This is a genomic window from Mesorhizobium sp. BHbdii (genome assembly GCF_053848045.1).
This window is the reverse complement of record NZ_JBSPKX010000011.1, coordinates 1-22,182: the sequence shown is the minus strand read 5'-3', so window position 1 is coordinate 22,182 and position 22,182 is coordinate 1. Positions and strand designations below refer to the sequence as shown.

Annotated in this window: 17 protein-coding genes and 6 pseudogenes; 5 read left to right on the top strand and 18 right to left on the bottom strand. The window is 58.4% G+C overall.

Annotated elements, in window-relative coordinates; genetic code table 11:
* Positions 1 to 447: 447 nt before the first annotated feature.
* Entirely contained in the window at positions 448 to 732 is a 285-nt protein-coding gene (locus tag ACWTU8_RS29560) for a hypothetical protein (protein WP_455850922.1), read from the bottom strand.
* A 783-nt stretch (positions 733 to 1,515) separates the two neighbouring features.
* Here ACWTU8_RS29560 and ACWTU8_RS29555 point away from each other — a divergent pair.
* The gene (locus ACWTU8_RS29555; protein WP_455850921.1) at positions 1,516 to 2,811 is read left to right on the top strand and encodes an ATP-grasp domain-containing protein; all 1,296 of its coding nucleotides are present in this window, start codon (positions 1,516 to 1,518) and stop codon (positions 2,809 to 2,811) included.
* Between the two features lie 113 nt (positions 2,812 to 2,924).
* Here ACWTU8_RS29555 and ACWTU8_RS29550 read toward each other — a convergent pair.
* Positions 2,925 to 3,589 (bottom strand): annotated as a pseudogene (locus tag ACWTU8_RS29550) (IS5 family transposase); the annotation flags it as partial.
* 82 nt (positions 3,590 to 3,671) lie between these two features.
* On the opposite strand from ACWTU8_RS29550, the gene ACWTU8_RS29545 reads away from it, so the two are divergent.
* Positions 3,672 to 3,881 carry a 3-keto-5-aminohexanoate cleavage protein gene (locus ACWTU8_RS29545; protein ID WP_455850920.1) on the top strand — a complete coding sequence of 70 codons (210 nt, stop codon included), beginning with the start codon at positions 3,672 to 3,674 and terminating at the stop codon, positions 3,879 to 3,881.
* A gap of 836 nt (positions 3,882 to 4,717) precedes the next feature.
* Here ACWTU8_RS29545 and ACWTU8_RS29540 read toward each other — a convergent pair.
* The 3 genes and pseudogenes from ACWTU8_RS29540 to ACWTU8_RS29530 form a co-directional block, all read right to left on the bottom strand.
* Positions 4,718 to 5,647, bottom strand: coding sequence for a prephenate/arogenate dehydrogenase family protein (locus ACWTU8_RS29540; protein WP_455850919.1), 930 nt, complete (start codon positions 5,645 to 5,647; stop codon positions 4,718 to 4,720).
* Positions 5,648 to 5,649: 2 nt separating this feature from the next.
* Positions 5,650 to 5,778, bottom strand: a pseudogene (locus ACWTU8_RS29535) (histidinol-phosphate transaminase); the annotation flags it as partial.
* A 108-nt stretch (positions 5,779 to 5,886) separates the two neighbouring features.
* The gene (locus ACWTU8_RS29530; protein WP_455850918.1) at positions 5,887 to 7,164 is read right to left on the bottom strand and encodes an ATP-grasp domain-containing protein; all 1,278 of its coding nucleotides are present in this window, start codon (positions 7,162 to 7,164) and stop codon (positions 5,887 to 5,889) included.
* Between the two features lie 311 nt (positions 7,165 to 7,475).
* On the opposite strand from ACWTU8_RS29530, the pseudogene ACWTU8_RS29525 reads away from it, so the two are divergent.
* Positions 7,476 to 8,197: pseudogene (locus tag ACWTU8_RS29525) on the top strand (IS110 family transposase); the annotation flags it as partial.
* 458 nt (positions 8,198 to 8,655) lie between these two features.
* On the opposite strand, the gene ACWTU8_RS29520 reads toward ACWTU8_RS29525, so the two are convergent.
* The 3 genes and pseudogenes from ACWTU8_RS29520 to ACWTU8_RS29510 all read right to left on the bottom strand — a co-directional run.
* The gene (locus ACWTU8_RS29520; protein WP_455850917.1) at positions 8,656 to 8,970 is read right to left on the bottom strand and encodes a hypothetical protein; all 315 of its coding nucleotides are present in this window, start codon (positions 8,968 to 8,970) and stop codon (positions 8,656 to 8,658) included.
* Positions 8,879 to 9,250, bottom strand: coding sequence for a transposase (locus ACWTU8_RS29515; RefSeq protein WP_455850943.1), 372 nt, complete (start codon positions 9,248 to 9,250; stop codon positions 8,879 to 8,881). The genes ACWTU8_RS29520 and ACWTU8_RS29515 overlap by 92 nt, the downstream gene beginning before the upstream one ends.
* Before the next feature lie 155 nt (positions 9,251 to 9,405).
* Positions 9,406 to 10,165: pseudogene (locus ACWTU8_RS29510) on the bottom strand (transposase); the annotation flags it as partial.
* 298 nt (positions 10,166 to 10,463) lie between these two features.
* Here ACWTU8_RS29510 and ACWTU8_RS29505 point away from each other — a divergent pair.
* Positions 10,464 to 11,690 (top strand): ATP-grasp domain-containing protein, encoded by a 1,227-nt coding sequence (locus ACWTU8_RS29505; protein WP_455850942.1) that lies wholly within the window; start codon positions 10,464 to 10,466, stop codon positions 11,688 to 11,690.
* 489 nt (positions 11,691 to 12,179) lie between these two features.
* Here ACWTU8_RS29505 and ACWTU8_RS29500 read toward each other — a convergent pair whose 3' ends face one another.
* The 7 genes from ACWTU8_RS29500 to ACWTU8_RS29470 all read right to left on the bottom strand — a co-directional run bounded on the left by ACWTU8_RS29500 (position 12,180) and on the right by ACWTU8_RS29470 (position 19,978).
* Positions 12,180 to 13,934: a CocE/NonD family hydrolase gene (locus ACWTU8_RS29500; protein WP_455850916.1), complete on the bottom strand. Its 1,755-nt coding sequence runs from the start codon at positions 13,932 to 13,934 to the stop codon at positions 12,180 to 12,182.
* Between the two features lie 182 nt (positions 13,935 to 14,116).
* Positions 14,117 to 14,368, bottom strand: a complete 252-nt coding sequence (locus ACWTU8_RS29495; protein ID WP_455850915.1) for a hypothetical protein — start codon at positions 14,366 to 14,368, stop codon at positions 14,117 to 14,119.
* 126 nt (positions 14,369 to 14,494) lie between these two features.
* A complete protein-coding gene (locus ACWTU8_RS29490) occupies positions 14,495 to 15,535 on the bottom strand; it encodes an ABC transporter ATP-binding protein (protein ID WP_455850914.1) in 1,041 nt (346 codons plus the stop codon).
* Positions 15,532 to 16,548 (bottom strand): ABC transporter ATP-binding protein, encoded by a 1,017-nt coding sequence (locus ACWTU8_RS29485; RefSeq protein WP_455850913.1) that lies wholly within the window; start codon positions 16,546 to 16,548, stop codon positions 15,532 to 15,534. The genes ACWTU8_RS29490 and ACWTU8_RS29485 overlap by 4 nt, the downstream gene beginning before the upstream one ends.
* Positions 16,545 to 17,438 (bottom strand): ABC transporter permease, encoded by an 894-nt coding sequence (locus ACWTU8_RS29480; RefSeq protein ID WP_455850912.1) that lies wholly within the window; start codon positions 17,436 to 17,438, stop codon positions 16,545 to 16,547. Before ACWTU8_RS29480 ends, ACWTU8_RS29485 begins: the two co-directional genes overlap by 4 nt.
* A gap of 1 nt (position 17,439) precedes the next feature.
* The gene (locus ACWTU8_RS29475) at positions 17,440 to 18,378 is read right to left on the bottom strand and encodes an ABC transporter permease (protein ID WP_455850911.1); all 939 of its coding nucleotides are present in this window, start codon (positions 18,376 to 18,378) and stop codon (positions 17,440 to 17,442) included.
* A 16-nt stretch (positions 18,379 to 18,394) separates the two neighbouring features.
* On the bottom strand, positions 18,395 to 19,978 hold the full coding sequence (locus ACWTU8_RS29470; protein ID WP_455850910.1) for an ABC transporter substrate-binding protein: 1,584 nt from the start codon (positions 19,976 to 19,978) through the stop codon (positions 18,395 to 18,397).
* Between the two features lie 150 nt (positions 19,979 to 20,128).
* Here ACWTU8_RS29470 and ACWTU8_RS29465 point away from each other — a divergent pair.
* Positions 20,129 to 20,341, top strand: a pseudogene (locus ACWTU8_RS29465) (ATP-binding cassette domain-containing protein); the annotation flags it as partial.
* Positions 20,342 to 20,670: 329 nt separating this feature from the next.
* On the opposite strand, the gene ACWTU8_RS29460 reads toward ACWTU8_RS29465, so the two are convergent.
* The 3 genes and pseudogenes from ACWTU8_RS29460 to ACWTU8_RS29450 all read right to left on the bottom strand — a co-directional run.
* Positions 20,671 to 21,042: a 2Fe-2S iron-sulfur cluster-binding protein gene (locus tag ACWTU8_RS29460; protein ID WP_455850909.1), complete on the bottom strand. Its 372-nt coding sequence runs from the start codon at positions 21,040 to 21,042 to the stop codon at positions 20,671 to 20,673.
* Positions 21,043 to 21,142: 100 nt separating this feature from the next.
* Positions 21,143 to 22,072, bottom strand: a complete 930-nt coding sequence (locus ACWTU8_RS29455; RefSeq protein ID WP_455850908.1) for an electron transfer flavoprotein subunit alpha/FixB family protein — start codon at positions 22,070 to 22,072, stop codon at positions 21,143 to 21,145.
* A 19-nt stretch (positions 22,073 to 22,091) separates the two neighbouring features.
* Positions 22,092 to 22,182 (bottom strand): annotated as a pseudogene (locus ACWTU8_RS29450) (electron transfer flavoprotein subunit beta/FixA family protein); the annotation flags it as partial.

Here is a 22,182-nt window from a genome sequence, read left to right as displayed (position 1 = left end):
TCGCTGCGCGACGGCTTCAGCCACCCTGACCGGCCACTGCGCGCGGGCGGCAGAGCCGGAACCCAGGTCGGGGACGAGGAGATGGTCGCCAGCGGTCGAACACTGAGATGAAACATGATCGCAGAGGAAGCGTGACAAGGATCACCTCATAAGGTTCCACCTGCCGGTGGAAAGGGCGTCCTTCGCGGGACGTGAATAAGGTGAGTTCGCGAGGGTTGCAGTACCGGTCGCATCACAACGATCAGGACGCTTCCGAGATTCTCCGCCTCATTCTTCTGATCCCCCATCAAGGCGACGGCCCGAGCGCCGATCCCGCAGAGAAGCATGACCCCGCGAAAGACGTTACACGCCGGCGAAGCGGAAAGCTCGACAAGCGCTTGACTTCAACAGGCCGAATAGAGAAGCAACCCTCGTCTTTCAATCGCACGAAAGGGCGGGCCACCGATCTCAGCCCTGGAACATGACGTCTAGTAGGCTCAGAACTCCATAATCAGAACCAGAGATTGCGGAGGGCGGCGATACAGATCGTGGACATGAAGTGTGGGGCTCAGCGGTTAAAGCGGTGTCGTGCGGGATCGGCACGTTGCGGTTGGCTTTGGACGGAATGCAGGCCGCGATGCCCCGATCGGCCAGGCAGTGCGGAATGAGTCGGCGTCGTACTTTGTGACCGAGCAGGCCTGCGGCTTTGGGGAAAGCGTCAATCACCAGCGCCGGGCCTTTGTAGTCGCTCATCTGCCTTCCCTGAGCAGCACGATCAGCGGTGACCACGGCCGTCAGGTCGCCATTGTAAGTCGGGAACAGCCCGCTTTAAAGCAGGCTTGCGGCCGTTCCATGTACCTTCAAAATAGGTGGCATCAATTATCGGTTGATCGGCCTTGCCGCGTTTGCCATCCAATCCCGCGAATATCCGGTTGAATACGCCGAGGCGGCTACAGCGGATCAAGCGTGGGGAACCTCATTCCTCGGGGCGCGTCGCCCCATTGCAGCTCTTCCCGACGAAGATGACGCCAGTGACGATCCGCCGGTCATCGACCCTCGGCAGCCGTGGGACCGCGGGAAATGCCGCTCGATCCGGCGCATATGAGCATCCCACAACCAAATCAAATCACTCATTGCAGCGCCTCCTCGCGCCGCAATGAATCAACTGATCGTCATATCCACAACTGGTTTAACAGGTCCTAAGCCTGCGTCGAACAGCAGGTCGTTCTGGTGCGCGAATTCTTCACGCCGGCTTCGCCTTAGCTTATGATACCCCTGTCAGAATAAATTTAAACTTTACAGGTCAACCCAGCATCCCTTCAACATCGCACCCTCCGAAGTTCGTCTAGTCACTCCGTGCCACCCCGTCGGCAATTAAAACGTTGAAACAGATCCTTCAAACAAATTTACAGAACCTTTGCGACCGCAGGTCGCTGACAATGGTACCTTCACCGAAAGCGTGACGCTAGGCACAGCTAAAAAGCTGATGCCGATTCACGCTCGGATCCGCAGAGTGTGCAACGGAGGTCGACGCGAATGGCAAGAAGAGCGCTCATCCTGGTTGAAGGTCATAGGGGAAACGGTCCGAGATACGTCCAAGCTATCCAGCATCTTGGCCTGCAGCCAATTACCCTGTCGGCTGATCCAACTCGCTACGACTATCTTGGGGCGGAAAAGCTTGAGGCAATCCGTGTCGATACATATAATCTCGATGCACTGATCCGCGAGTGTTCCCGGCTGCGTGCAACCTATGACATTGCTGGCATTACAGGCTTTACGGATCTCGACGAGTCGGTTTACGCCACAATTGGCAAACTCTGCGAGCATTTCGATCTACCAGGACCGCATCCCGCATCGATTGAACGATGCTGCGACAAATTCGCTCAACGTCAGCTACTCGCGGACTCTGGCGTTCCAATACCTGCTTATCGTCTGGCAGCGAACGCGGCGGACGTACAAAAATCTGCCGCCGAGATCGGCTTTCCGGTGATTCTCAAGCCAGCCGCAGGCAGCGGCAGCAGCGGTGTGCGATTGTGCCGTAACGCCGATGAGTTAGTCGAACATACGACCTATCTGTTGGGCGAGAAGCACCTGTGGCGATCCTCGCCGAGGATACTTGTCGAAGAATTCGCACAAGGCCCATTCTATAGCGTTGACATAATGGGAAATGAAGTCGTTGGGATAGAGGCCGCTGACTTCGAACGACCACCGCATTTCGTCTTTCGTGAATGCATTTTTCCGGCCCCACTAGCTAATGACGAGTACAAACATATCGCCGATGTTTCCCTGAGATGTTTGCAAGCTCTCGGCCTCGGCTGGGGGCCAACGAATGTCGAACTCCGGTGGACGAAGCGTGGCCCAGTCGTCATTGAGGTGAATCCGCGTCTTCCAGGTGGGGCCAATCCTAAACTGGTTCGGCTGGCTTATGGTGTCGATCTCATCAACGAGCACATCAAGCTTGTCATCGGCGAGGAATGGGAGTTGCGCAGAAGGCATTCGCACGTTGCGGCCGCGCGGTTCCTAAATCCTGATCGCGATGGCACTCTCGATTGGATCAAAGGTGACACTCGCGCGGCTGCTATACCAGGTGTCGCCGAGGTGAAAATTTATATTGAACCCAAGACGCCGATCGTCAGAAAAGGCGATCACCGAGATTCGATCGGACATGTCCTCGCCGCTTCAGACAGCCAAGCTCAGACCGAGGCGATACTTCAGCGTGCCATCGACTTAATTGCCTGGTCAATCACACCATTTTCGACCCGTGGCGAACAGGGACAATCGGCGGCCCGCAACGTCCCCGCCCCAGCGGAGGTGGCGACAGATGAGGGGTGATTGTCGCCGAAGATTGGGGTTTCGCGGTTATCGCTCAGATTTGCGGTGAGCTCCCAGTCAGCCACGTCCGATCTCGTGCAGATCCCAAGCCCATCTCTAGGTCGTGTGGACACTTATCTGATCCATAGAAGGATTGCTGCGAGAGTGACGAGGGCGAGATAATTTCTGGCGGTTTTCTCAAAGCGGGTTGCGACGCGGCGGAACTGCTTGAGCTTTGAGAAGCAGCATTCAATCAGATGCCGTTGTGCGTAGAGGTGTTTGTCCAGCGGGTATTTCCGGGCGCGGGAGGGGTACTGGGGATCACGGCGGCGGCGCCTCTCTCAGCTATGACGCTGCGCAGGCAATCGGTGTCGTAGGCGGCATCGGCCATGACGAAGTCGGCGGGCAGGTCCTGAATCAGGGCGTCGGCTTGCGGTGCGTGACCCTTCTGGCCTGCGGTCAGCGTGAAGCGAACCCGGCAGCCGAGACCGCGAACGGCCATGTGGATCTTGGTGCTCAAGCCTCCGCGGGAACGGCCTGATCTTCAGCCCCTTTTTTGCGCCGGCGGCGTGCTGGTGGGCGCGGACGATGGTGGAATCGACGATCAGGTATTCGATGTCCGGATCGCCCCGACATCGCCGCGAAAATGCGCCACCAAACGCCCTTGTGGCTCCAGCGGCTGAAGCGGCGAAACACGCTCTTCCACTCGCCGAACACGTCAGGCAGATCGCGCCAGGGCGAACCGGTCCGCACGATCCACCACTTCCACGAACATTCGGTTATCGCGACCCGACGAGCCGCAAATGATTATTGGGATCTAATTGTTTGATCTATGGTGCCCACGTGCAATCCGAGCGCTTGATCGGCCGGTCACAATCGCTGTGGCACCCAATCGTGGGAGACGCACGAAAATCGATCATCCCGCGCTGCCGCTGAAGCCCCACGAACTGGCGGCCGCCGAATGCCTGGAACCAGGCGCTGCAATGGTTCACGTCCACGGCCGCGACGGGGTATGGCCGGCATCTTCTCGATCCGGACGCATACCACGCGGCCACGTTTGCCGTCCGCCAGGCGTGGCGACCGGATGGTAGTGCAGATCACAGCGAATCGCTTGGTCTTCACGAACCGGAGGCGCAAATGGAGGTGGTCCGACAGACCCGACCGGAGGCGGTCTCCTTGGCGCTCATGGACTCCCTCCGGCTGAGCAGACCGATTTTCGCGAGTTTTCTGAACTGGCTGAAGCGCGAGCGAATCCTGCGCAAATCATTCTTTATGATCTACGTTTGGGCGCGACATGCCGCGCCGCGGACTGATCGCATAGAGAGACGTCCCGGTGCTATGTGCTCGGTCGCAATGTCTAGAGACAACAATCCTCGCCGACCGACCTACTGCCCTTTCTCGCCCCCGACACCCCGCGTTTCCAATACTTCATGGTCTGCGCCTTCGGCCGCGACGAAGCGGGTTGCGTGTCCACAGCGGCATTGCTCGGCCGCGAGGTCCGGTCGGCTCGAGAACAATCTTTTGTCCCGACGGATCGGCCGCCCCTTCCAGCGCAGCGCTCGTCGACCCGGTCACGCGCGTCTTAAGTGCGCTGGCCGGCAAATACGAGCCGCGTAGTCCTTGTGCGACAGTTGGAGCAAAAATGATCTTCGCTTGAGCACCTATGCCGAAATAGGCCCGCATGGGGCATATGCCAGATATTCTGCCTCAGCCCTTTCGCCGCCAGCAGGATTCTTGTTTCCAGACTAACGACCGATGAGCCTGATCTGCATCAACACTTACCGGCTAAGCGCTGGTGGTTGCGAGGTGGATCTTATAGAGTTGACGCTTTGGTTCGATGTTTCCAGAAGCGTATCGGCGTTCAATCGCGGGCATCCTCTTCGTCACTTTCTCGGCGGCGCCGGATAAAGGGCCGTGGCTGGGACGCCTAAGGCCCATGCCCAACTGCCTGGCGGCCGAAATCGGGCATGTCGATATCCTGCCCCGCCTCGATGATCGAGCGGCGGAGGGCGCGCGTGCGGGTGAAGAGACCGAACAGCTTGTCGCCTTCGCCCCAGCGGATCGCCCGCTGCAGGGAGGCGAGATCCTCTGAAAAGCGCGCCAGCATTTCGAGGATCGCGTCGCGGTTGTGCAGGCACACATCGCGCCACATTGTGGGGTCGGAAGCGGCGAGCCGAGTGAAATCGCGAAAGCCGGAGGCCGAATATTTGATGACCTTGCTTTTTGTGACCGTCTCCAGGTCCTCCGCCGTGCCGACGATGTTGTACGCGATGATGTGCGGCAGGTGCGAGACGATCGCCAGCGTCATATCGTGGTGCTGCGGATCCATCGTGTCGATGTTGGAGCCGCAGCGGCGCCAGAATTCGGACAGCTTCTCCAGGGCGGCGGGGTCGGTGCCTTCCAGCGGCGTGAAGATGCACCAGCGGTTCTCGAACAGTTCGGCAAAACCCGCATCAGGGCCTGACTTCTCCGTGCCGGCCAGCGGATGGCCTGGGATGAAGTGTACACCCTCCGGCACGAAGGGCTGCATCTGAGCGATAACGGAGGCCTTGGTGGAGCCGACCTCGGTCAGGACCGCGCCCTTCTTAAGCGCCGGTGCGATTTCCTCAGCCACCGGGCCGGAGGCACCGACGGGCACTGCGACGATGACGAGGTCGGCCCCGTGTACTGCCTCCTTCGCGTCGGTCGTGTAGCCGTCGCCGAGCTTCAGCTCCTCGGCGCGCTTCAGGGTCTCGGCGCTACGAGTTGCAATGGCGATATGGCCGGCCAGCCCCTCGCGGCAGATGACGCGCGCCAGCGAAGAGCCGATCAGGCCGATGCCGACCAAGGCGATCTTTTCAAACAGGGGTTTCGACATGACTAGCTTTTCAGGAACTCAGTGAGTGCGGCGACTACGCCGCGATTGGCTTGTTCGGTTCCGACCATCATCCGCAGCGCATTGGGACAACTTGCAACAAGCCACAGAATATAGCCGCGCGCCGGGAGATATCGTCGACCGCTTGCGGACATGCGGCTTGATCCTTGTCGGCCTTACTATTCCGTCAAAAGACCCTATCCCCGGCTCTCGATTGCACCAATGTTGGCGACGATCACCGCTTACCTGGGCGCCACCTGCGCTGGCGCGGGTGTAAGGGCTGCAGAACGTTCCTCGTCAGGGGTCGGAAATGGTGTGATCGACCAGCTTATCAAGTTAACGGCGCGCTCAAGTATCGCCTCAGTCTCGGCACGGCTAGGTGAAGCGACAACGACATGTCCGATGCAGTCTCGGTAATCGCCTTTCCTGACGATCGGCGTTTTGGGCTCGACGTAGAGTTTGACCTCGGCGACACCTGGTACAGCAGCCGCCCGACCGTCGCCAGTGACCCAATCGAGGATGCCATCGCGATCAGGAACTAGACACCGCGCCACTGCAGTCTGCGAATGGCTTCTGCCCAAATCGCATTCGTCGCCGATGACAAGCTTGATGTGCTCGGTGATGAGATCGACACCGTAAGCCAGCTGTACCCGTCGAGGATTGGTTCCACCCGCAAGACGCGGATTGACTTCAATGACGACTGGACCACGCTTCGTCCACCGGAATTCAATGCATTTAGGCCCCCAGCCAAGGCTGAGAGCTTGCAAACAGCTCCGCGATAAATCGGCGATACGCTCGTGCTCGTCGTCAGTCAGCGGGGCCGGAAAGATGCTTTCACGAAAGACGAAATGCGGTGGGGGTTCGAAGTCAGTGGCACCGATCCCAATGACCTCATTTCCCATTATCTCAGCGCAATAATAGGGGCCTTGGGCGAACTCTTCGACCAGTATCCTCGGCGAAGACCGCCATGTGTGCTTCCCGCCCAACAGATAGGTCGTGTGCTCGGCTAACTCGTCGGCGTTGCGGCACAATCGGACACCGATGCTGCCGCTGCCTGCGGCTGGCTTAAGAATCACCGGCAGGCCGATTTCCGCGGCAGAGCTTTCAACCTCTCTCGCAGTCGCTGCCAGACGATAAGCAGGTGTTGGAACGCCGGCCTCCGCAAGCAGCTGACGTTGAGTGAATTTGTCGCAGCATCGTTCAATCGATGCGGGGTTCGGTCCCGGTAGATCGAAATGCTCGCAGAGCTTGCCAACTGTCGTGCAGACCGAGTCCACGACGCCCGTAATGCCAGCAATGTCATAGGTCGCACGAAGCCGGGAACATTCCTGGATCAACGCATCGAGATTGTCCGAATCGACCTGGATTGCATCAAGCCGTTCCGGCGGCGCATGATAGTCGTAGCGAGTTGGATCAACCGACAGGGTAATTGGATGCAGACCAAGATGCCGAGCTGCTTTGACGTAAAGCGGACCATTAGACCTTGTACCTTCAATCAGGATGAGCGCTCTTCTTGCCATTCGCGTCGACCTCCGCTGCGGGCTCTGGGGCGGTCTGAGCGTAAGGAGGCGTCGGCTTTTAAATTCCTGCCTGACCTCAGACCTTGCGGTGAAGGTAGCATTGTCAGCGCTCTGCGGTCGCAAAGGTTCTGTAAATTTGTTTGAAGGATCTGTTTCAACGTTTTAATTGCCGACGGGGTGGCACGGAGTGACTAGACGAACTTCGGAGGGTGCGATGTTCATGGTGACCTAATGTGGTGGACGGCCTCCGCTCCCGGCATCGCAATGTGCCAAAGTGTGGCTGTCGAGAGTCACATGAGGAAGAGCCGTCCATGGAGAAGATTACCACAATTGGTCTGGATATCGCCAAACATGTATTTCAGGTTCACGGGATCAATGGTGCTGGCGCCAACCGTGAGCCGCCGCAAGCTGCGCCGCGACGATGTCGTTGGATTCTTCAAGGCATTGCCGCCGTGCCTGATCGGAATCGAAGCTTGCGCGACTGGACACCACTGGGCTCGGGTTCTTATGGCGCTGGGTCACGAGGTTCGGCTGATGCCGGAGTCTTACGTCAAGCCATACGTGAAGCGGCAGAAGAATGACGCCACGGACGCCGAGGCGATTTGCGAGGCGGTAACGCGGCCGACGATTCGCTTCGCGACAGGGCATTGCCGGCGTGGGAATGCTGATCGCGTTGGTCGAAGACGATGATCACGATCTCATCCCGCCGCTTGCGCGGTCCGCACTTCTTCCGCTGATCGGGCAGTTGCGGGAGGTACACGAGAAGGTCAGCGAGATGGATCGCCAGATTCATGCGTGGCATCGCTCGAACGAGCTGAGCCGACGCCTTGAGACGATCCCTGGAATTGGCCCGATCACTGCCAGCGCAATCGCCGCGACAGTGACAGACGCGTCGCTCTTCAAATCCGGTCGACAATTGGCGGCGTGGATAGGCCTCGTCCCGCGGCAGAACTCATCGGGTGGCAAGGACCGCCTCGGAAGATCAGCAAACAAGGTGATCCCTATCTCCGCCGGCTTCTCGTCGTCGGTGCGCATGCGGTACTTCGTTTCAGCCGCAACGGCAAAACGGCGCCGACGCGCTGGGCCGCCGAGCTTCTGGTGAAGAAGCCGTACAACGTCGTCGCTGTTGCTTTGGCGAACAAGATGGCGCGGATCGTCTGGGCGTTGATGACGACGGGCAGGCGCTTTGTGGCTACCGTCGCCCTTTGAAAGCTCGCGGAGGATGCAGAAATTGGTGAGGTGCTGATGGTGTGATGGCGAACGGTCGAGCCGGGATCGGACAAACCCGATCAGTGGGTGCCGCTTGAAAGCGCATTGGCCTGTCTGGGATCCGATCAGCGGACTACATCAGGGCCAGCGGCATGAACGCGCCGCAATCAAAGGCCGCATACATGCCTGCACCCGACCAATCGTCAGAAACGCCGAAAAGCCCTTGCCCGCGGAGGCCGTCCATACATGCCACTGTTGGAGCGCGACGCGATGACGACACCGTCACGACTTCGGGCCGGGCGGTAGGCGGTATGGCGCGTCAGCACGAGGCCATTGGTCAGCCTGATGCGCAGCACCCGCTTGCGGCTGATAGGCGGCAAGCCCTGGTCGCTGCCGTTCGCGGTTGAGCAAGGCCGTGATGCGTCGATAGCCATAGGTCGGCGGCTGATCGACCAGCCTGCGGATGATGGGCAGCACGGCAACATCGCCAGGCTTGGCGTATGGCTTACGCGTCGCAGGGCTTGCGAGAGGGTGTTTCCTCGTCTGCTCGGCAAGGTTGGAGCGGGAGACGCCGATTGTGTCCGCGACGGTCTTCACAGCGAACCGTCCTTGTCGAGCGAGGCCTGCCGCAACGCTGGGCTGGGGGCGGCGAGATCGAGCGCTCCAGGTCGCGCACGCCTTTGTCGAGCTCCCGCACACGGGCTGCGCCAACCACATCGTCATCGGCCTGAACCGCTGTCGCGCCGCCTTCGAGCATGCGCCGCTTCCAGGCAAAGAGCTGGCTGGGCGAAATGCCCGCCCGGCGTGCCCCATAGGACACCGACATGCCGGGCTGCATGGCCTCCTCGACGAGGCGGACCTTCTCGGCTGCGTCCAGCGCCGCCGGCGCTGCACCGAGGTGATCACTTCAACACGCGGCGGATGGGAGAACGGATCAGAAGTCATAGTCATAGTCATAATCATAGGCGTATGCCTATTCCTTATCGGCTACGCTGCCTGTCCGGTCAAAACGGGGTACGCTTCACCCCGCTCGACGCCGCCGTCGCGGCAGTAATCGCGCACAGTCTCATTCAGGAACACGCTGTCATTGTCCGTGTCGAACCCGAGAAGTTTGAATGGCAGGAGCCGCCGCAGTTCCGTCAGCACCTCGCTCAGCAGCTTCTGCTCGCGGACAAGCAGGGGAGCGCATTCCGTCCACCCGCTGCAATGTCGGTGAGACAAAGCGTTTGGATAAAGCTGCCGCTCGCTACCGGTCCACTGTGCGCCACAGGTCAGCCTCGACAAATCCGGGCGGAGGGTCCTGCCAGTCGGAGAAAGTACGGATCGGAATGCTCCGTCGTAGCGCCGTGGATACCGCGCTGTGGCGTCGTGCCCGTCCTCCGGCGGTCTCTCGAGTCTCGCCAAGAACACGGTCGATTGTCGCCGCGCTCATCCTCAGAAGCCGGTTGCGGATTTCCGCGGTCAAACGAAGATGTCCCTGACGCTCGATCGCCTCGACCAAAATAGGAACCAGCGCCTTCAGTCGCTTGCCACAGATCCGGTCCGACGCCTCCCAGATGACGATCAGCGCTTCACGAACGGCATTGTCATAATGCGGCGATCGGGCCTCGGCCCGAACGAAACGGAGACGGGCTCTTCAGCAACAGCCGCATTGCGTGCTTACCATGAGACCCTCTCACGGCAGCAAAAATTCATCGAGAATGCGCGCCTTTTCGGCACGGCCGCCCCGCACATAACGCTCCCTCACCGCATCTACCAATTCATTCCGTGTCGCCACGCTTACCCGCCTCATCTGATCTGCTCCTGCCACACCACGCCGGGAGCAGATCAGATGAGGCAACGGCTTCATTCAGGAGCAATTCAGACGAGGCAATGCGCGCTCTCACCTTGATCGCCGCGCCGCAAGACGCTCCGTGCCACACCGCCAGCAACAAACGTTGCAACAAATCCTTCAACTAAGTTTACAGAATCTTTGCGACCGCAGACCGCTGATAATGGTACTTTCGTCGCAAGTCTGGGAAGGCACGGCTAAAAAGTTGATGCCGATCTACACTCTGACCGCCGCAACTCGCAACAGAGGGTCAACAGCAATGGGAATAAGAGCGCTCATCCTGGTTGAAGGCGGTCCATGGGGGTGTGGTCTGCGATACGTCCAAGCGGCCCAGCGTCTTGGCCTTCATCCAATTACCCTATCGGCTGACCTAAGTAGCGATCAATATCTTGTGACGGAAGGGACTGAGGCAATCCGTGTCGATACAAGCAATCTCGATGCGCTGATCCGCGAATGCTCTCGAATACGTGCGACTTATGATATTGCTGGCATTATGGGCAGATCGCTGTTCTATACGACAGTTGGCAAGCTCTGCCGGCATTTCGATCTACCGGGACCGAACCCTTCATCCATTGAACGATGTGACGACAAATTCGCTCAACGTCAACTCCTCGCGGAGGCCGGCGTTCCAATACCTGCCTATCACTTGGCAGCAAATGCGAGGGAAATTGAAAGTTCTGCCGCGGAGATCGGCCTGCCGGTGATACTTAAACCAGCCGTAGGCGGCGGCAGTATTGGAGTCCGATTGTGCCGGAACGTCGATGAGGTAGCCGAACATACCGTCTATCTGTTGGGCGAAAAGCACATATGGGAATCCTCGCCGAGGATACTGGTCGAAGAATTCGCCCAAGGCCCCTACTATACCGCTGACATAATGGGGAGTGAGGTCATTGGGATTGGCGCCGGTGAGTTCGGCCCTCCACCGCATTTTGTCTATCGTCAGTTCACCTTTCCGGCCCTTCTGACTGATGAGGAGTATAACCGCATCGCCGATGTTTCGTTGAGCTGTTTGCGAGCTCTCGACCTCGGCTGGGGGCCAACGAATATTGAATTCCGATGGACGAAGGGTGGCCCAGTCGTCATTGAAGTCAATCCGCGTATGGCTGGCACTCCGGATCCCCAACTGGTTCAGCTGGCTTATGGTGTCGATCTAATCACCGAACACATCAAGCTAGTCATCGGCGACGAATGCGATTTGCGTAGAAGGCATTCGCACAGTGCGGCCGCGCGATTCCTGGTTGCTGATCGCGATGGCGCCCTCGATTGGATCGGTGGCGACAGCCGAGCGGCTGCTATGTCAGGTGTAGCCGAGGTCAAACTCTACGTCGAACCCAAAACGGCCATCGTCACAAAAGGCGATTACCGAGACACGATCGGACATGTCATCGTCGCTTCACCTAGTCGTGCTCTGACCGAGGCAACACTGCAGCGTGCCGTCGAGTTGATCGATTGGTCGATCTCACCATTTCCGACCCTTGGCGAATAGGATCTGCGGCTGTTACCTCCCCGCGCATGGAGTGATGAGATTGTCTAATCACGGTTGGGAGATCAAGTATGAGTTTTCTGGGACGGCGCTGCCGGGTGCATGGTTGTCTTCGCGATCGACATTAGTCGCCGCATGATGGGGTTTCGCGGCACGAACCTTCAATGTGGACGATGCACTCAGCTGAGGCAGCGATGTAACCCATCAACGGAATGGCTCGGCTCACGTCCGGGCAGGATGCCCCAGACGTTCAGGTTTGAACGCTATCCGGCTTACGCTGTGGCGCCTGCGTTTGGATTGACGAACTCGCCGGTTTTAGGATCGAGCCTTGCAGTGTTGTGCAAATACTTTGATGTCAAGGGCGCGCATTTTTGGCGTTTGCTCGGCGAGAAGGTGGAGGAAATCTCGTGCGCATGCGGGTCCGCAGCATGCGTACGAGTTAAACGGATCTTGATCGGGCTCTCACGTTAGGCGCGATTACGATGCCACCACTCAATACAAATCTACCGCGGCAGATTGGAGGCCGCCAGCTATGAAATTGTCTTGCTTTCTGGACGGCTGATTGAGAAGTGTACCGCCCGCAGGGGCTGGCGCTTGCGCTACCGCACCAGGTAGAATCGGCAGGACGAGTTTGGATGAATGGGCTTCAGAGTGGTGAATTCTATTGATTGAGAGAGAGCCAGATGGCGTGCTCGCAACTAGACGGTGCGGGATAGGATTGGGCGCCCCAATCGTAAGCTCAAGACTGTGTCCTTTCCGCACAACGTGAGCGATCGGACCAAGCAGGGACATCCTTACTTCATATATCTTTCCCGGCTCAAGCTTTTCGGCCCTTGCGAACGAGTGTACAACCTCTTCCGGATTGGTCTGTGTCTCATCGATTTCCTGAAAGGATGCGCGGTGGAGGCCTGATTGCAGGAACAGCACGGTACCATCAGGACCGACATCCTTCAGTGTGAGTTCTAAATCGGCATCGTCCCCGCTATCGATGCTGAGAAATAGAATTACCTCCGGATTCCCTAGCAGCGTCATACCTTCGATCACCGGATCGGTTCGATAGTTCAGCACCCCATATTCATAAGGAAGAAGCGCAAATTGTTGATCGCTGCCGGTAAGTTCGACTCCGGTTGGATAAAGATAGGAACGAACACCTTCCTTCGGGCTGGAGGAAGGCTGTTCGAATGAGAGGGCCCCGTCAGCCGTGAGGAAAAAGGGCCGTCGTTGAACCGCCGGCTCCGGCCAGGTGTTATGCGATGTTGTCCATCCTGCAACCGCCTTGGTCGGATCGCGCTCGGCCGCGCTGACCTCCCAGAAAACCTTTACGGCCGGTTCATTGTCGATGCCATTTTCGATGCCTTTAACCCAGCGATCCAGGAACCTAAATTGCTCAGAGCGGATGAAAGGGTACCCCGTCCAAAAAGATCCGGCCCTGTGGTCTCCATTCGTGAGAAGCAGTCGTTTGTTCTTCAAGTCAGGCGTCAATTTGCTGAAGATGCGCGCGCCCTCTCTCGCGGCGCCGCCCCACTCGTCCTGCCACGCGCCTATGATCATTGTCGGCACAGTGACTTGGCCTGCGACCTCAGCGCGGGCATGATCCACACTGTCCCACCATCCGTCTTTAAACGTGTGCTCCCGCATCACGTCAAAATACTGGTTCTTGACCACCTGCCGGACACTTCCGCAAATGTTTGCGCATTCGGTGTCGCCGTGGCTGAGCCGCCACTCCAGCCCGCTTGAATGAGGTTGAGCTTGCGTCCAAATTTCCCAAGTCGCTAAACTTGGCTGCATCATACCGCCCAAGTATGCCATCGTTTCGTAACCATCTCCGAGCGCAGATGGCACTATGGCTTTCAAGTGAGGAGGCCTCTCCGCAGCGACCCAGACCTGGCTCGTTCCCGCATACGAATTGCCCACCATTCCCACATTCCCGTCGCTCCAAGGCTGCTCGGCGATCCATTGGATGATCTCGGCACCATGAGAGCCGACTGTGCGGTTCGGAAACCAGTGGTCGACGATACCTTCCGAGCACCCTGTTCCAGACCAGTTAGCGCCAACCAGAGCATAGCCTGCATCCAAGAATGGCTTGGCAGCTTGAAATGTTTTTGCACCGCCGGAATAGGGATCGAAGATGAACAGTGTCGGGTGTTGGCCCGCCTTAGGACGGTAGGAAACGTATGCGATACGTGTACTATCTCTCATGGGCACGTACCCTACGTCGCAAATGACATCAGATTCGCCATAGTTCATGTCGTTCTCCTTTGTTTAAACGTTCTGCGCAAACGTCTGGCTCTGCCGGAATGGGTTCAGCCCGACAGGGCTACACCAGGATCCCGGGATGCAAACGGACCCTCCACTATCGCTGCCATGTAATGCCTGCAGGGACGGCTGGCGCGGCTTCCCCCGCGGAGCCACCGGCGAGGCACTCGAAGTTACATTCGCTGTGTCTGGACATGGCAATTCGGGTAATGTCGTTCTTCCCGAGACACCGGAGTCTGCCGTTCGGGAGTGACATCCTTGCGAAGAATGGTACGGGTGAACGGTCCAGCGTCAGCGCTGGCAACGGTCTCAGCACCTTCGCAGAACTCGATGACAGCCGTTGCGTTGATGCGCGGATCGAACTCGTCGTGAGCGCCGCGTGCCATGCGGGTCAGTTCAACAGGGGTCGCTTCGCCGGTTTTCACTAGCGAAGCCAACCTGTGGCACCATACTCTACGCATTCGCTCAACATCATTGCGGCGATCTTTCACTTTCTCCCGATGATCTGTCGCGACGGAGCGTGGTGCCATGTTATAGGGCGTTCATACTCGTCATCGTGAGAGTCGGTCCAACGGGAGACAGCGTTCGCTGCTCCAAGTCGCCATTTCTTGCCCCAACGGGAAATGGCATTTGAAGATATGCTCCATGTCATCCCTGCTTGCTGAAGGTTCGGGGAAAACTTGGCTGCAAATCTCCTCCGCGTAGGGGCATCGAGTATGAAACTCGCAGCCGGATGGCCGCCTGAGCATACTCGGCACCTCGCCCTTGAGTTCGATGCGATTTAGCACCGCATCCGGATCAGCCTCGGGGTTGGCCGCCAGTAGCGCTTCGGTGTAGGGATGACTCGGGTGCTCAAATATATGCTCGGTCGAACCGACCTCAACAAAGCGCCCCAGATACATGATCGCCATGCGATCGGCCATGTGGCGCACGACATTGAGATTATGAGTGATGATCAGGATCGCCATGCCGAGTTCGTCCTGAAGCCGCGCGAGCAGGTTTAGCACCTCGCCCTGCACCGAAACATCGAGGCCTGCGGTCGGTTCATCGGCGATGATCAAATCCGGTTTGAGCGCAAGGGCTCGCGCGATGCCAACGCGCCTAGCCTGACCTCCAGAAAGCTGATGGGGATAGCGGCGGGCAAGATCCGCCCGCAAGCCTACCATGTGCAGTAGGCGTTCGGCTTCGCTTCCGGCATCGTGATCCTTGAGCCCATGGATTCGAAATGGCTCTGTCAGGAGCGAGCGCACGGTCAACCTAGGGGAGAGTGAGCCGATTGGATCCTGGAACATCAACGCCATGCGCCGTAGGTAGGGCTGGCGTTCGACCCCGCTGAGCTCCTCAATTTCGTGTCCGTCGAAACTGATACTGCCGCTAATGGCCCGTTGCAGGCCGATTATCGTGCGAGCGATAGTAGATTTGCCTGAGCCGCTTTCGCCGACAAGGGCCAGCGTCTCGCCCTTACTAATTTCAAAGGAGACACCGCATACTGCGTCGATGAAAGGCGCCTTCGTCCCAGTGGCGAGCGCCTGCAGCGGACCCATGGTGCGGAAGCGGACGCGCAAATCCTGGACGCGGAGCAGGGCGCTCATGCCGAAGCATTCCGTTCTTCGCTGAGCAGGTGGCATTGCGCCGTGTGCTCGAGACCGATGCGGTACTCAACCGGGTTCTCCTCTATGCAACGATCGAATGCCGACCGGCATCGCTGACGGAAAATGCATCCTTTCTTGACGCCGAGAAGACTGGGCACCTCGCCGGGAATGGTCGGTAAAGTGCGCGTTCTTTGTCTGATCCGCCCAGGATCGCACTCAAGGAGCGCGCGGGTGTAGGGATGACCAGGATTGTGGAAGATGTCCCGTACGGTCCCCTGCTCAACCACTTCGCCCGCATACATAACGGCGACCCGGTCGCACAGCTCAGCCACTGCGCCAAGATGATGGGAGACAAAGAGGATTGAACAACCGATCTCGTTTTGGAGATCTTTGAGGAGATGGATGATCTGCACTTCCAGCGTTGCGTCGAGCGCAGTGGTTGGCTCGTCGGCGATGAGCAGCACCGGTTTCACAAGAAGCGCCATGGCGATGCAGATGCGTTGGCGCATGCCACCAGAGAAGTGATGCGGATAGGCGCCAATGCGGGTTTCGGGGTCGGGAATTCCCACTCGCTGGAGCATGGCGATGGCACGAGTGCGTTTTTCGCTCCGGCTTCCTCGTTGATGGTGTTGGATGTCGATCATCTGGCTCTCGATTGTCCGCACTGGATTGAGTGCGGTCATCGGGTCCTGGAAGATCATGGAAAGGCGTTCGCCGAGCAGGCTCTGTCGTGCTGAACCGGACATGGTGAGCAAGTCACGTCCCTCGAACAGAATAACGCCCTCTGTCACTTCGGCATTTTCGGGAAGCAGGCCCATCACTGAATAGGCAAGCGTGGATTTTCCGGATCCGCTTTCGCCGACTATGCCAACCACCTGCGCGGCCGGCACCTCGAGCGAAACATTCCGCAGGGCGCGAACGCGCCCGCGTGGCGTGCCGAAGTCGAGATCGAGCCCACGGATAGCAAGAAGCGGACGGGCGGATGTGTGCGGTGTCGGATCATCACGTCTCATAGGTCTTTCCGCAGCTTGGGATCGAAGATATCGCGCAGTGCCTCGCCGAGAAACGTGAAGCCGAGCGTGGCAAGGACGATCGGAATGCCGCCGGCAATGACCAGCCAGACCGTGTGGTTGATGTAGCTGTAGCCATCATAAAGGATGGCTCCCCAATCGGGAGTAGGTGGGCGCACGCCCATGCCGAGAAAGCTCAGACCAGCCGACATGGCGATTACCGCCGGGACGTCCATGCTGACAAGAATCAGAAGCGGGCCGATCACGTTAGGGGCGATGTGAATGGCGAGGATTCGGGTCGTACTCGCGCCCATGCTAAGCTCCGCGGCAATGTATTCACTGTTACGCAGGGCTTGTGTCTGGGTGCGCACGACACGCGCATAAGTAGGCATGGATGTGACTGCGATGACTAGAATTACGCTGGCCAAACTTGGCCCCATAAGCGCGATGATGGCCAGCGCAAGAATGATACCGGGAAAGGAGCGAATGGTATCGAAGATGAGCAGGAGCAAATTGTCCAGCCAGCGCGGTCCGAAGCCTGCGATCAGACCAAGCACGAAGCCGACTGCCAGCGAACTGCCGAGGGAGGCGAAAGCGACGAGGAGCGGGATGCGGCCACCCATGACGACGCGAGAGAACGTGTCCCGACCCAGCTGATCCGTGCCCAGGAGAAAATTGAGCGAAGGGTCTGCCAGACGTGGCCCGATCATGATCCGGGTCGGATCATGGATCTTGATCAGCGGAGCAAAGATCGCGCTTGTTACTATGAGTATGACAAGCACTGCTCCGAGCATGCCCAGACGGTTTTGGCGCAATTGCCGGAGAAAGGTACGAAACGCGCCAGGACCCTGCCCTTCATCGGCTTCGGCATGTATGGCTTCAACACTCGCCATGCTAAAGGCTCTCGCGGGTTCGGGGATCGAAGGCTGCAGCGAGCAGATCGGATACCGTCGTCGCGACGACGGTAAGAAAGGTGGTGATGAGCACAGCTCCCATGACGATAGGATAATTTCGCGTATTGACTGCATCTACGATCAAACCGCCGATGCCAGGCCTCGCGAAGACTACCTCTACAAAGACAGCAGACGAGAGCAGCCACGCTACACCCACGCCGAGAATAGTGACAGTCGGCAGGATCGCGAGCGGAAGCGCGTAGCGCGCAACGATGCGCCATTCCGAGATCCCGAAGGAACGAGCCATGCGTATATGGTTTTCACCCAGAATCTCAAGCAATGATGCGCGCACCAGTCGTGAGATATAGCCAACCCAGCCTATTCCAATGACGATGGCTGGCAAAATGAGATGTTTAAGTTCGTCCCAGAAGCCATTGCCGGCTCCAATCGCCGGCAACCAGGGGAGAGTGACAGCGAAAATCAGCAGCGCATATACCGCCATGACGAAGGAAGGAATAGCGATCGTGGCGACCGCCATAACTCCGACGAGCTGGTCGACCACGGAGTTGCGCCGCATGGCCGAGTAACAGCCGAGTGGCACCGCAACCGCGGCTGCCCAACAGATCGAGACCAGTATCAGTTCGATGGTATAGGGCAATTGCTCGAACACGATTTCGGCAACAGGTCTTTTGCTGAACACGTCGTAACCGAGATTGCCGTGGAGCAGCCCGCGGAAAAACGTGACGATCTGCACAACAAGCGGCTTATCCAGTCCCATCTGCTGACGGAGCTGTCCGATCATCTCCGGCGTTGCGCGCGGGCCAAGCAGAACCGCCGCGGGATCGCCCGGTACGGCATGGATCATCAGGAATAGAAGCGTCACCGCGATCACAATGATTGCGACCGCGAGGAGGATCCGTTTCAGAAGATAGAGCCACATGTCGGGCTGCGTCAGCCTAAACCGGCTTGAACTCGAGATAGAGCGGGTACCCGTCCGGACGGGTTGCAGCCTGCATTTGGGTGGCGCGATACATGACTGGATTGCCACCATGGGTCAGGAACCGGTAGGCGCCGGACTCCTCCATAAGATCCTGCATCTCTTGGTAGAGCTTCGCCCGCTCGTCCTCGTCGTTGATGGTGACCGCCTTGGCACTGAGCTGGTCAAAACGCTCGCTGCGGAAGCGTTCCCAGTTCCACACGCCCACTTGATCTTGCACAAACCAGATTGTTGAGTAATGCGGATCGGGCACACTCGAGAACTCCATGACGCTGAGCTGCATCTCCTTCCAGCGATCGCCTTCCGATTCCATGCCGAGCGTCCAGTACGAGCCGGAATCCTGGACATTGACCTCGACCGTAATGCCGATCAGCGACAATTGCGCCTGCACAATCTGGGCTATGGCTGAATAAGTGCTTTCGTTGAGGGTGTTGATGGTCAAGGTCAGATCGCCCACACCGGCCTTTTCCATGAACTCCTTAGCCTTCGTGAGATCGCCTTCCGGCGGGACGAGCGCTTTGTCGCGATGCCCCACAATACCTGGAGGAATGGTGCCCGTTGCGACCTCCGCCTGTCCCGCATAGGCGGCATCCAGGATCTGTGGCACATTGATCGCCCACTGGATCGCCTTACGAACATTGATGTCCTGCAGCTTCGGATGATCTATATTCATGCCTATCCAGGCGTAATAGAGCGAGGGATGTTCCTCGACTTTGGAGTCGGCAGGCGGATTACTCTTGAATGTCGCAAGCGAATCCAGACTGATACGGGTGAAATCGATGCCGCCCGCCTGATAGGCGCGTTCCGCCGTCTTGTCGTCATTAATCGGAATGATGCGGATTTCGTCGAAGCCCGGCTTTGGCCCCGACCAGTCTGGATTGCGTGTCAAGAGCACATGCTGGTTTTGCTTGAAGTCGGCGAGTACATATGGCCCGGAGAAAGCAGGCGGCTTCATGCCGAAACTACTGCCATCACTGGTTGCCTTCATCACCGCATCCTCGGAAACGATATGGCCAACCCCATAGGGAAATGCGACGTTCCAGACCGGCACGAACGGCGTCTTGAATACGACCACGCCAGTATAGTCATCCTCGATCTCGACATGGTCGAGCGGCCCCCAATCGGGCTTGATCGGCGAATTGTGCTTGAGCACGCGCTCGAAGGAGAATTTGACGTCCTTGGCGGTCATATCGCCATAGCCGCCAGTGAATTTGATGTCCTTCTTAAGATGGAAGCGGATATGGGTGGGATCGACCTGTTCGATCCTTTCTGCCACCTCCAATTCCCAGCCCCATTCGGACCCCGGCTTGTAATGCGTCAGCTTCGAATAAATGCAGTTCATCACGTCGACATCGCCAGAGTTGACGTAGAAGCCCGGATCGAGCGTAGCGATGTCGCCACCGGAGCGCGCCTTGAGCACCTTGCCTTCGGCTGCCCAGATGGCTTGCGACAAAGGCATGGCGGCAGCTACCACCCCCCCGCCGAGTGCGGCGCTTGTCTTGAGGAAGCTCCTACGGCTCAAATTGCTAGTGATCTGGGTCATGCTCATTCCCCTTATATTAGCGAGTTCCCCTCCAAGTCGGGGCCGCTGGTTATTTGGTCGTGCACGTTGCGGTACATATGTTTGCTGGTCAGAAAAATTAGCACCATTTGTACCTCGACGAGTCGAGCATATATTTTAGATCGCAACAATCTGGGATCTAGATGGTGTCCCCATACCGTCAGGAATATCGTCAAGCGCTACGGCAGCGCGCAGGTCATCCATGGTGTGAATGTCGACATCTCCAATGGCGAGTTCGTCATTCTCGTCGGCCCGTCGGGCTGCGGAAAATCGACCCTGTTGCACATAATCGCCGGTCTCGAAGCCATATCGGGCGGCGAGATCAGCATTGGCGGCCGGGTGGTGATGATGTGCTGCCGAAAGATCAGCCGGGCTCTTATCGGTATTCAGGTCGGCCTGCTGAACGGTGTCGCCATCGCCGCTTTCAACCTGCCGCCGATTGTCGTGACGCTCGCCTCGCTCAGCATCGTATGCGGTGCGGCCTTGATCCGCTCTTGGCACAACTGATCGAATACCCTGTGCATAATCTCCAGGTCGACGGGCGCGAATATGCTGCTGTATTTTGTCCGATAGGCTTGATGACAGACTATCAGCGCGACCTCCTGCGGCGGCGTTGAGATCGAGAAACGTGACAGTACTATCGACCAATTTGCCCCGGTTCAAAATCGCATTCCCTAGCCCTGCCGAGGCGGCGTGTGTACCACCAGCCCGTCGAGTGCACTCGTAATCCTCATCTGACACGAAAGCCGAGAGTTGGGCCTTACGTCCAATGCGAAATCCAGCATTTCTTCTTCTGTTTTTCCGGGGCTTCCAGTAATCTCAGTCCAATTGTCTTCAACATAGACATGACATGTTGCACACGCGTATGCCCCACCGCATTCGGCTTCGATCCCGGGTACACCGTTACGAACTGCCGTTTCCATAACGGTCGCTCCAACCTGTGCCTCGACCGTTCGGGACGTGCCGCTTATGTCGATGAACGTGATCCGCGGATCTATAGGCGCCGCGATTTCAGGCTCGTTTATCAATGGATTCAAACCAAGCATCTGTGATCTGCCAAAACGTTGTTCCGCAAGGGTCGCCACGAACCCTGAGCAATCGCAAAACGCTGAGTGAAAAAGATGCGGCTGAGATGCGATGCTTCGGTCAAAGCTGGTTCTCAAGTTCTGGGAGAATGTCAAAAAGATCGCCGACGAGGCCGTAGTCCGCGACCTGGAAGATCGGCGCTTCCTCGTCCTTGTTGATGGCGACGATGACCTTGCTGTCCTTCATGCCGGCAAGGTGCTGGATGGCGCCGGAGATGCCGACCGCGATGTAGAGATCGGGAGCGACGACCTTGCCGGTCTGGCCGACCTGCCAGTCGTTCGGCGCATAGCCAGCATCCACGGCGGCGCGCGAAGCGCCAACGGCAGCGCCCAACTTGTCGGCGACCGGCAGGATGACTTCCTGGAACTTCTCCGAGGAGCCGAGCGCGCGGCCACCCGAGATGATGATCTTGGCCGAAGTCAGCTCGGGACGATCGTTCTCGGAAAGCTTGTTCTCGACGAAGGACGAGAGGCCGGGGTTGGCTGCCGTCGAGACGAGCTCGACGGCAGCCGCGTTGCCTTGGGAGGCACTTGGATAGGAGGCGGTGCGCACGGTGATCACCTTCTTGGCGTCGCTCGACTGCACCGTCTGGATAGCGTTGCCGGCATAGATCGGCCGCTTGAAGGAGTCGGGCGACACGACTTGGGTGATTTCCGATATCTGGGCGACATCGAGCAGGGCCGCCACGCGCGGTGAGACGTTCTTGCCCGACGAGGTCGCCGGCGCAATGATCGTGTCGTATGGCTCAGCAAGCGAAACGACGAGCGCCGCCAGCGGTTCGGCGAGACGCTCAGTCAGTTCGTCGGCTTCGGCCAGCAGCACCTTCGTGACGCCCTTGAGCTTGGCGGCCGCGTCCGCTGCCGGCTTGGCGCCCTTGCCGGCAACCAGCACATGCACGTCCGAGCCGATCTGCAGTGCCGCCGAAAGCGCCTTGGCGGTCTGGTCGGAAAGCGTCGCATTGTCATGTTCGGCAATCAGAAGAATTGTCATTTTTTGTCCCTTCGCAGCCTTACAGCACGCCGGCTTCGTTCTTGAGCTTGTCGATCAATTCGGCGACGCTCTTGACCTTGACGCCCGCCTTGCGGCCGCCCGGCTCCTCG

What these genes read in the sequence shown, in the direction of transcription:
- ACWTU8_RS29470 (WP_455850910.1), bottom strand. Translation starts at nt 19,978, where the DNA reads ATGACCCAGATCACTAGCAATTTGAGCCGTAGGAGCTTCCTCAAGACA.
- ACWTU8_RS29530 (WP_455850918.1), bottom strand. Translation starts at nt 7,164, where the DNA reads ATGGCAAGAAGAGCGCTCATCCTGATTGAAGGTACAAGGTCTAATGGT.
- ACWTU8_RS29460 (WP_455850909.1), bottom strand. Translation starts at nt 21,042, where the DNA reads ATGCTTGGTTTGAATCCATTGATAAACGAGCCTGAAATCGCGGCGCCT.
- ACWTU8_RS29485 (WP_455850913.1), bottom strand. Translation starts at nt 16,548, where the DNA reads ATGAGACGTGATGATCCGACACCGCACACATCCGCCCGTCCGCTTCTT.
- ACWTU8_RS29505 (WP_455850942.1), top strand. Translation starts at nt 10,464, where the DNA reads ATGGGAATAAGAGCGCTCATCCTGGTTGAAGGCGGTCCATGGGGGTGT.
- ACWTU8_RS29500 (WP_455850916.1), bottom strand. Translation starts at nt 13,934, where the DNA reads ATGAACTATGGCGAATCTGATGTCATTTGCGACGTAGGGTACGTGCCC.
- ACWTU8_RS29490 (WP_455850914.1), bottom strand. Translation starts at nt 15,535, where the DNA reads ATGAGCGCCCTGCTCCGCGTCCAGGATTTGCGCGTCCGCTTCCGCACC.
- ACWTU8_RS29560 (WP_455850922.1), bottom strand. Translation starts at nt 732, where the DNA reads ATGAGCGACTACAAAGGCCCGGCGCTGGTGATTGACGCTTTCCCCAAA.
- ACWTU8_RS29540 (WP_455850919.1), bottom strand. Translation starts at nt 5,647, where the DNA reads ATGTCGAAACCCCTGTTTGAAAAGATCGCCTTGGTCGGCATCGGCCTG.
- ACWTU8_RS29555 (WP_455850921.1), top strand. Translation starts at nt 1,516, where the DNA reads ATGGCAAGAAGAGCGCTCATCCTGGTTGAAGGTCATAGGGGAAACGGT.
- ACWTU8_RS29455 (WP_455850908.1), bottom strand. Translation starts at nt 22,072, where the DNA reads ATGACAATTCTTCTGATTGCCGAACATGACAATGCGACGCTTTCCGAC.
- ACWTU8_RS29475 (WP_455850911.1), bottom strand. Translation starts at nt 18,378, where the DNA reads ATGTGGCTCTATCTTCTGAAACGGATCCTCCTCGCGGTCGCAATCATT.
- ACWTU8_RS29480 (WP_455850912.1), bottom strand. Translation starts at nt 17,438, where the DNA reads ATGGCGAGTGTTGAAGCCATACATGCCGAAGCCGATGAAGGGCAGGGT.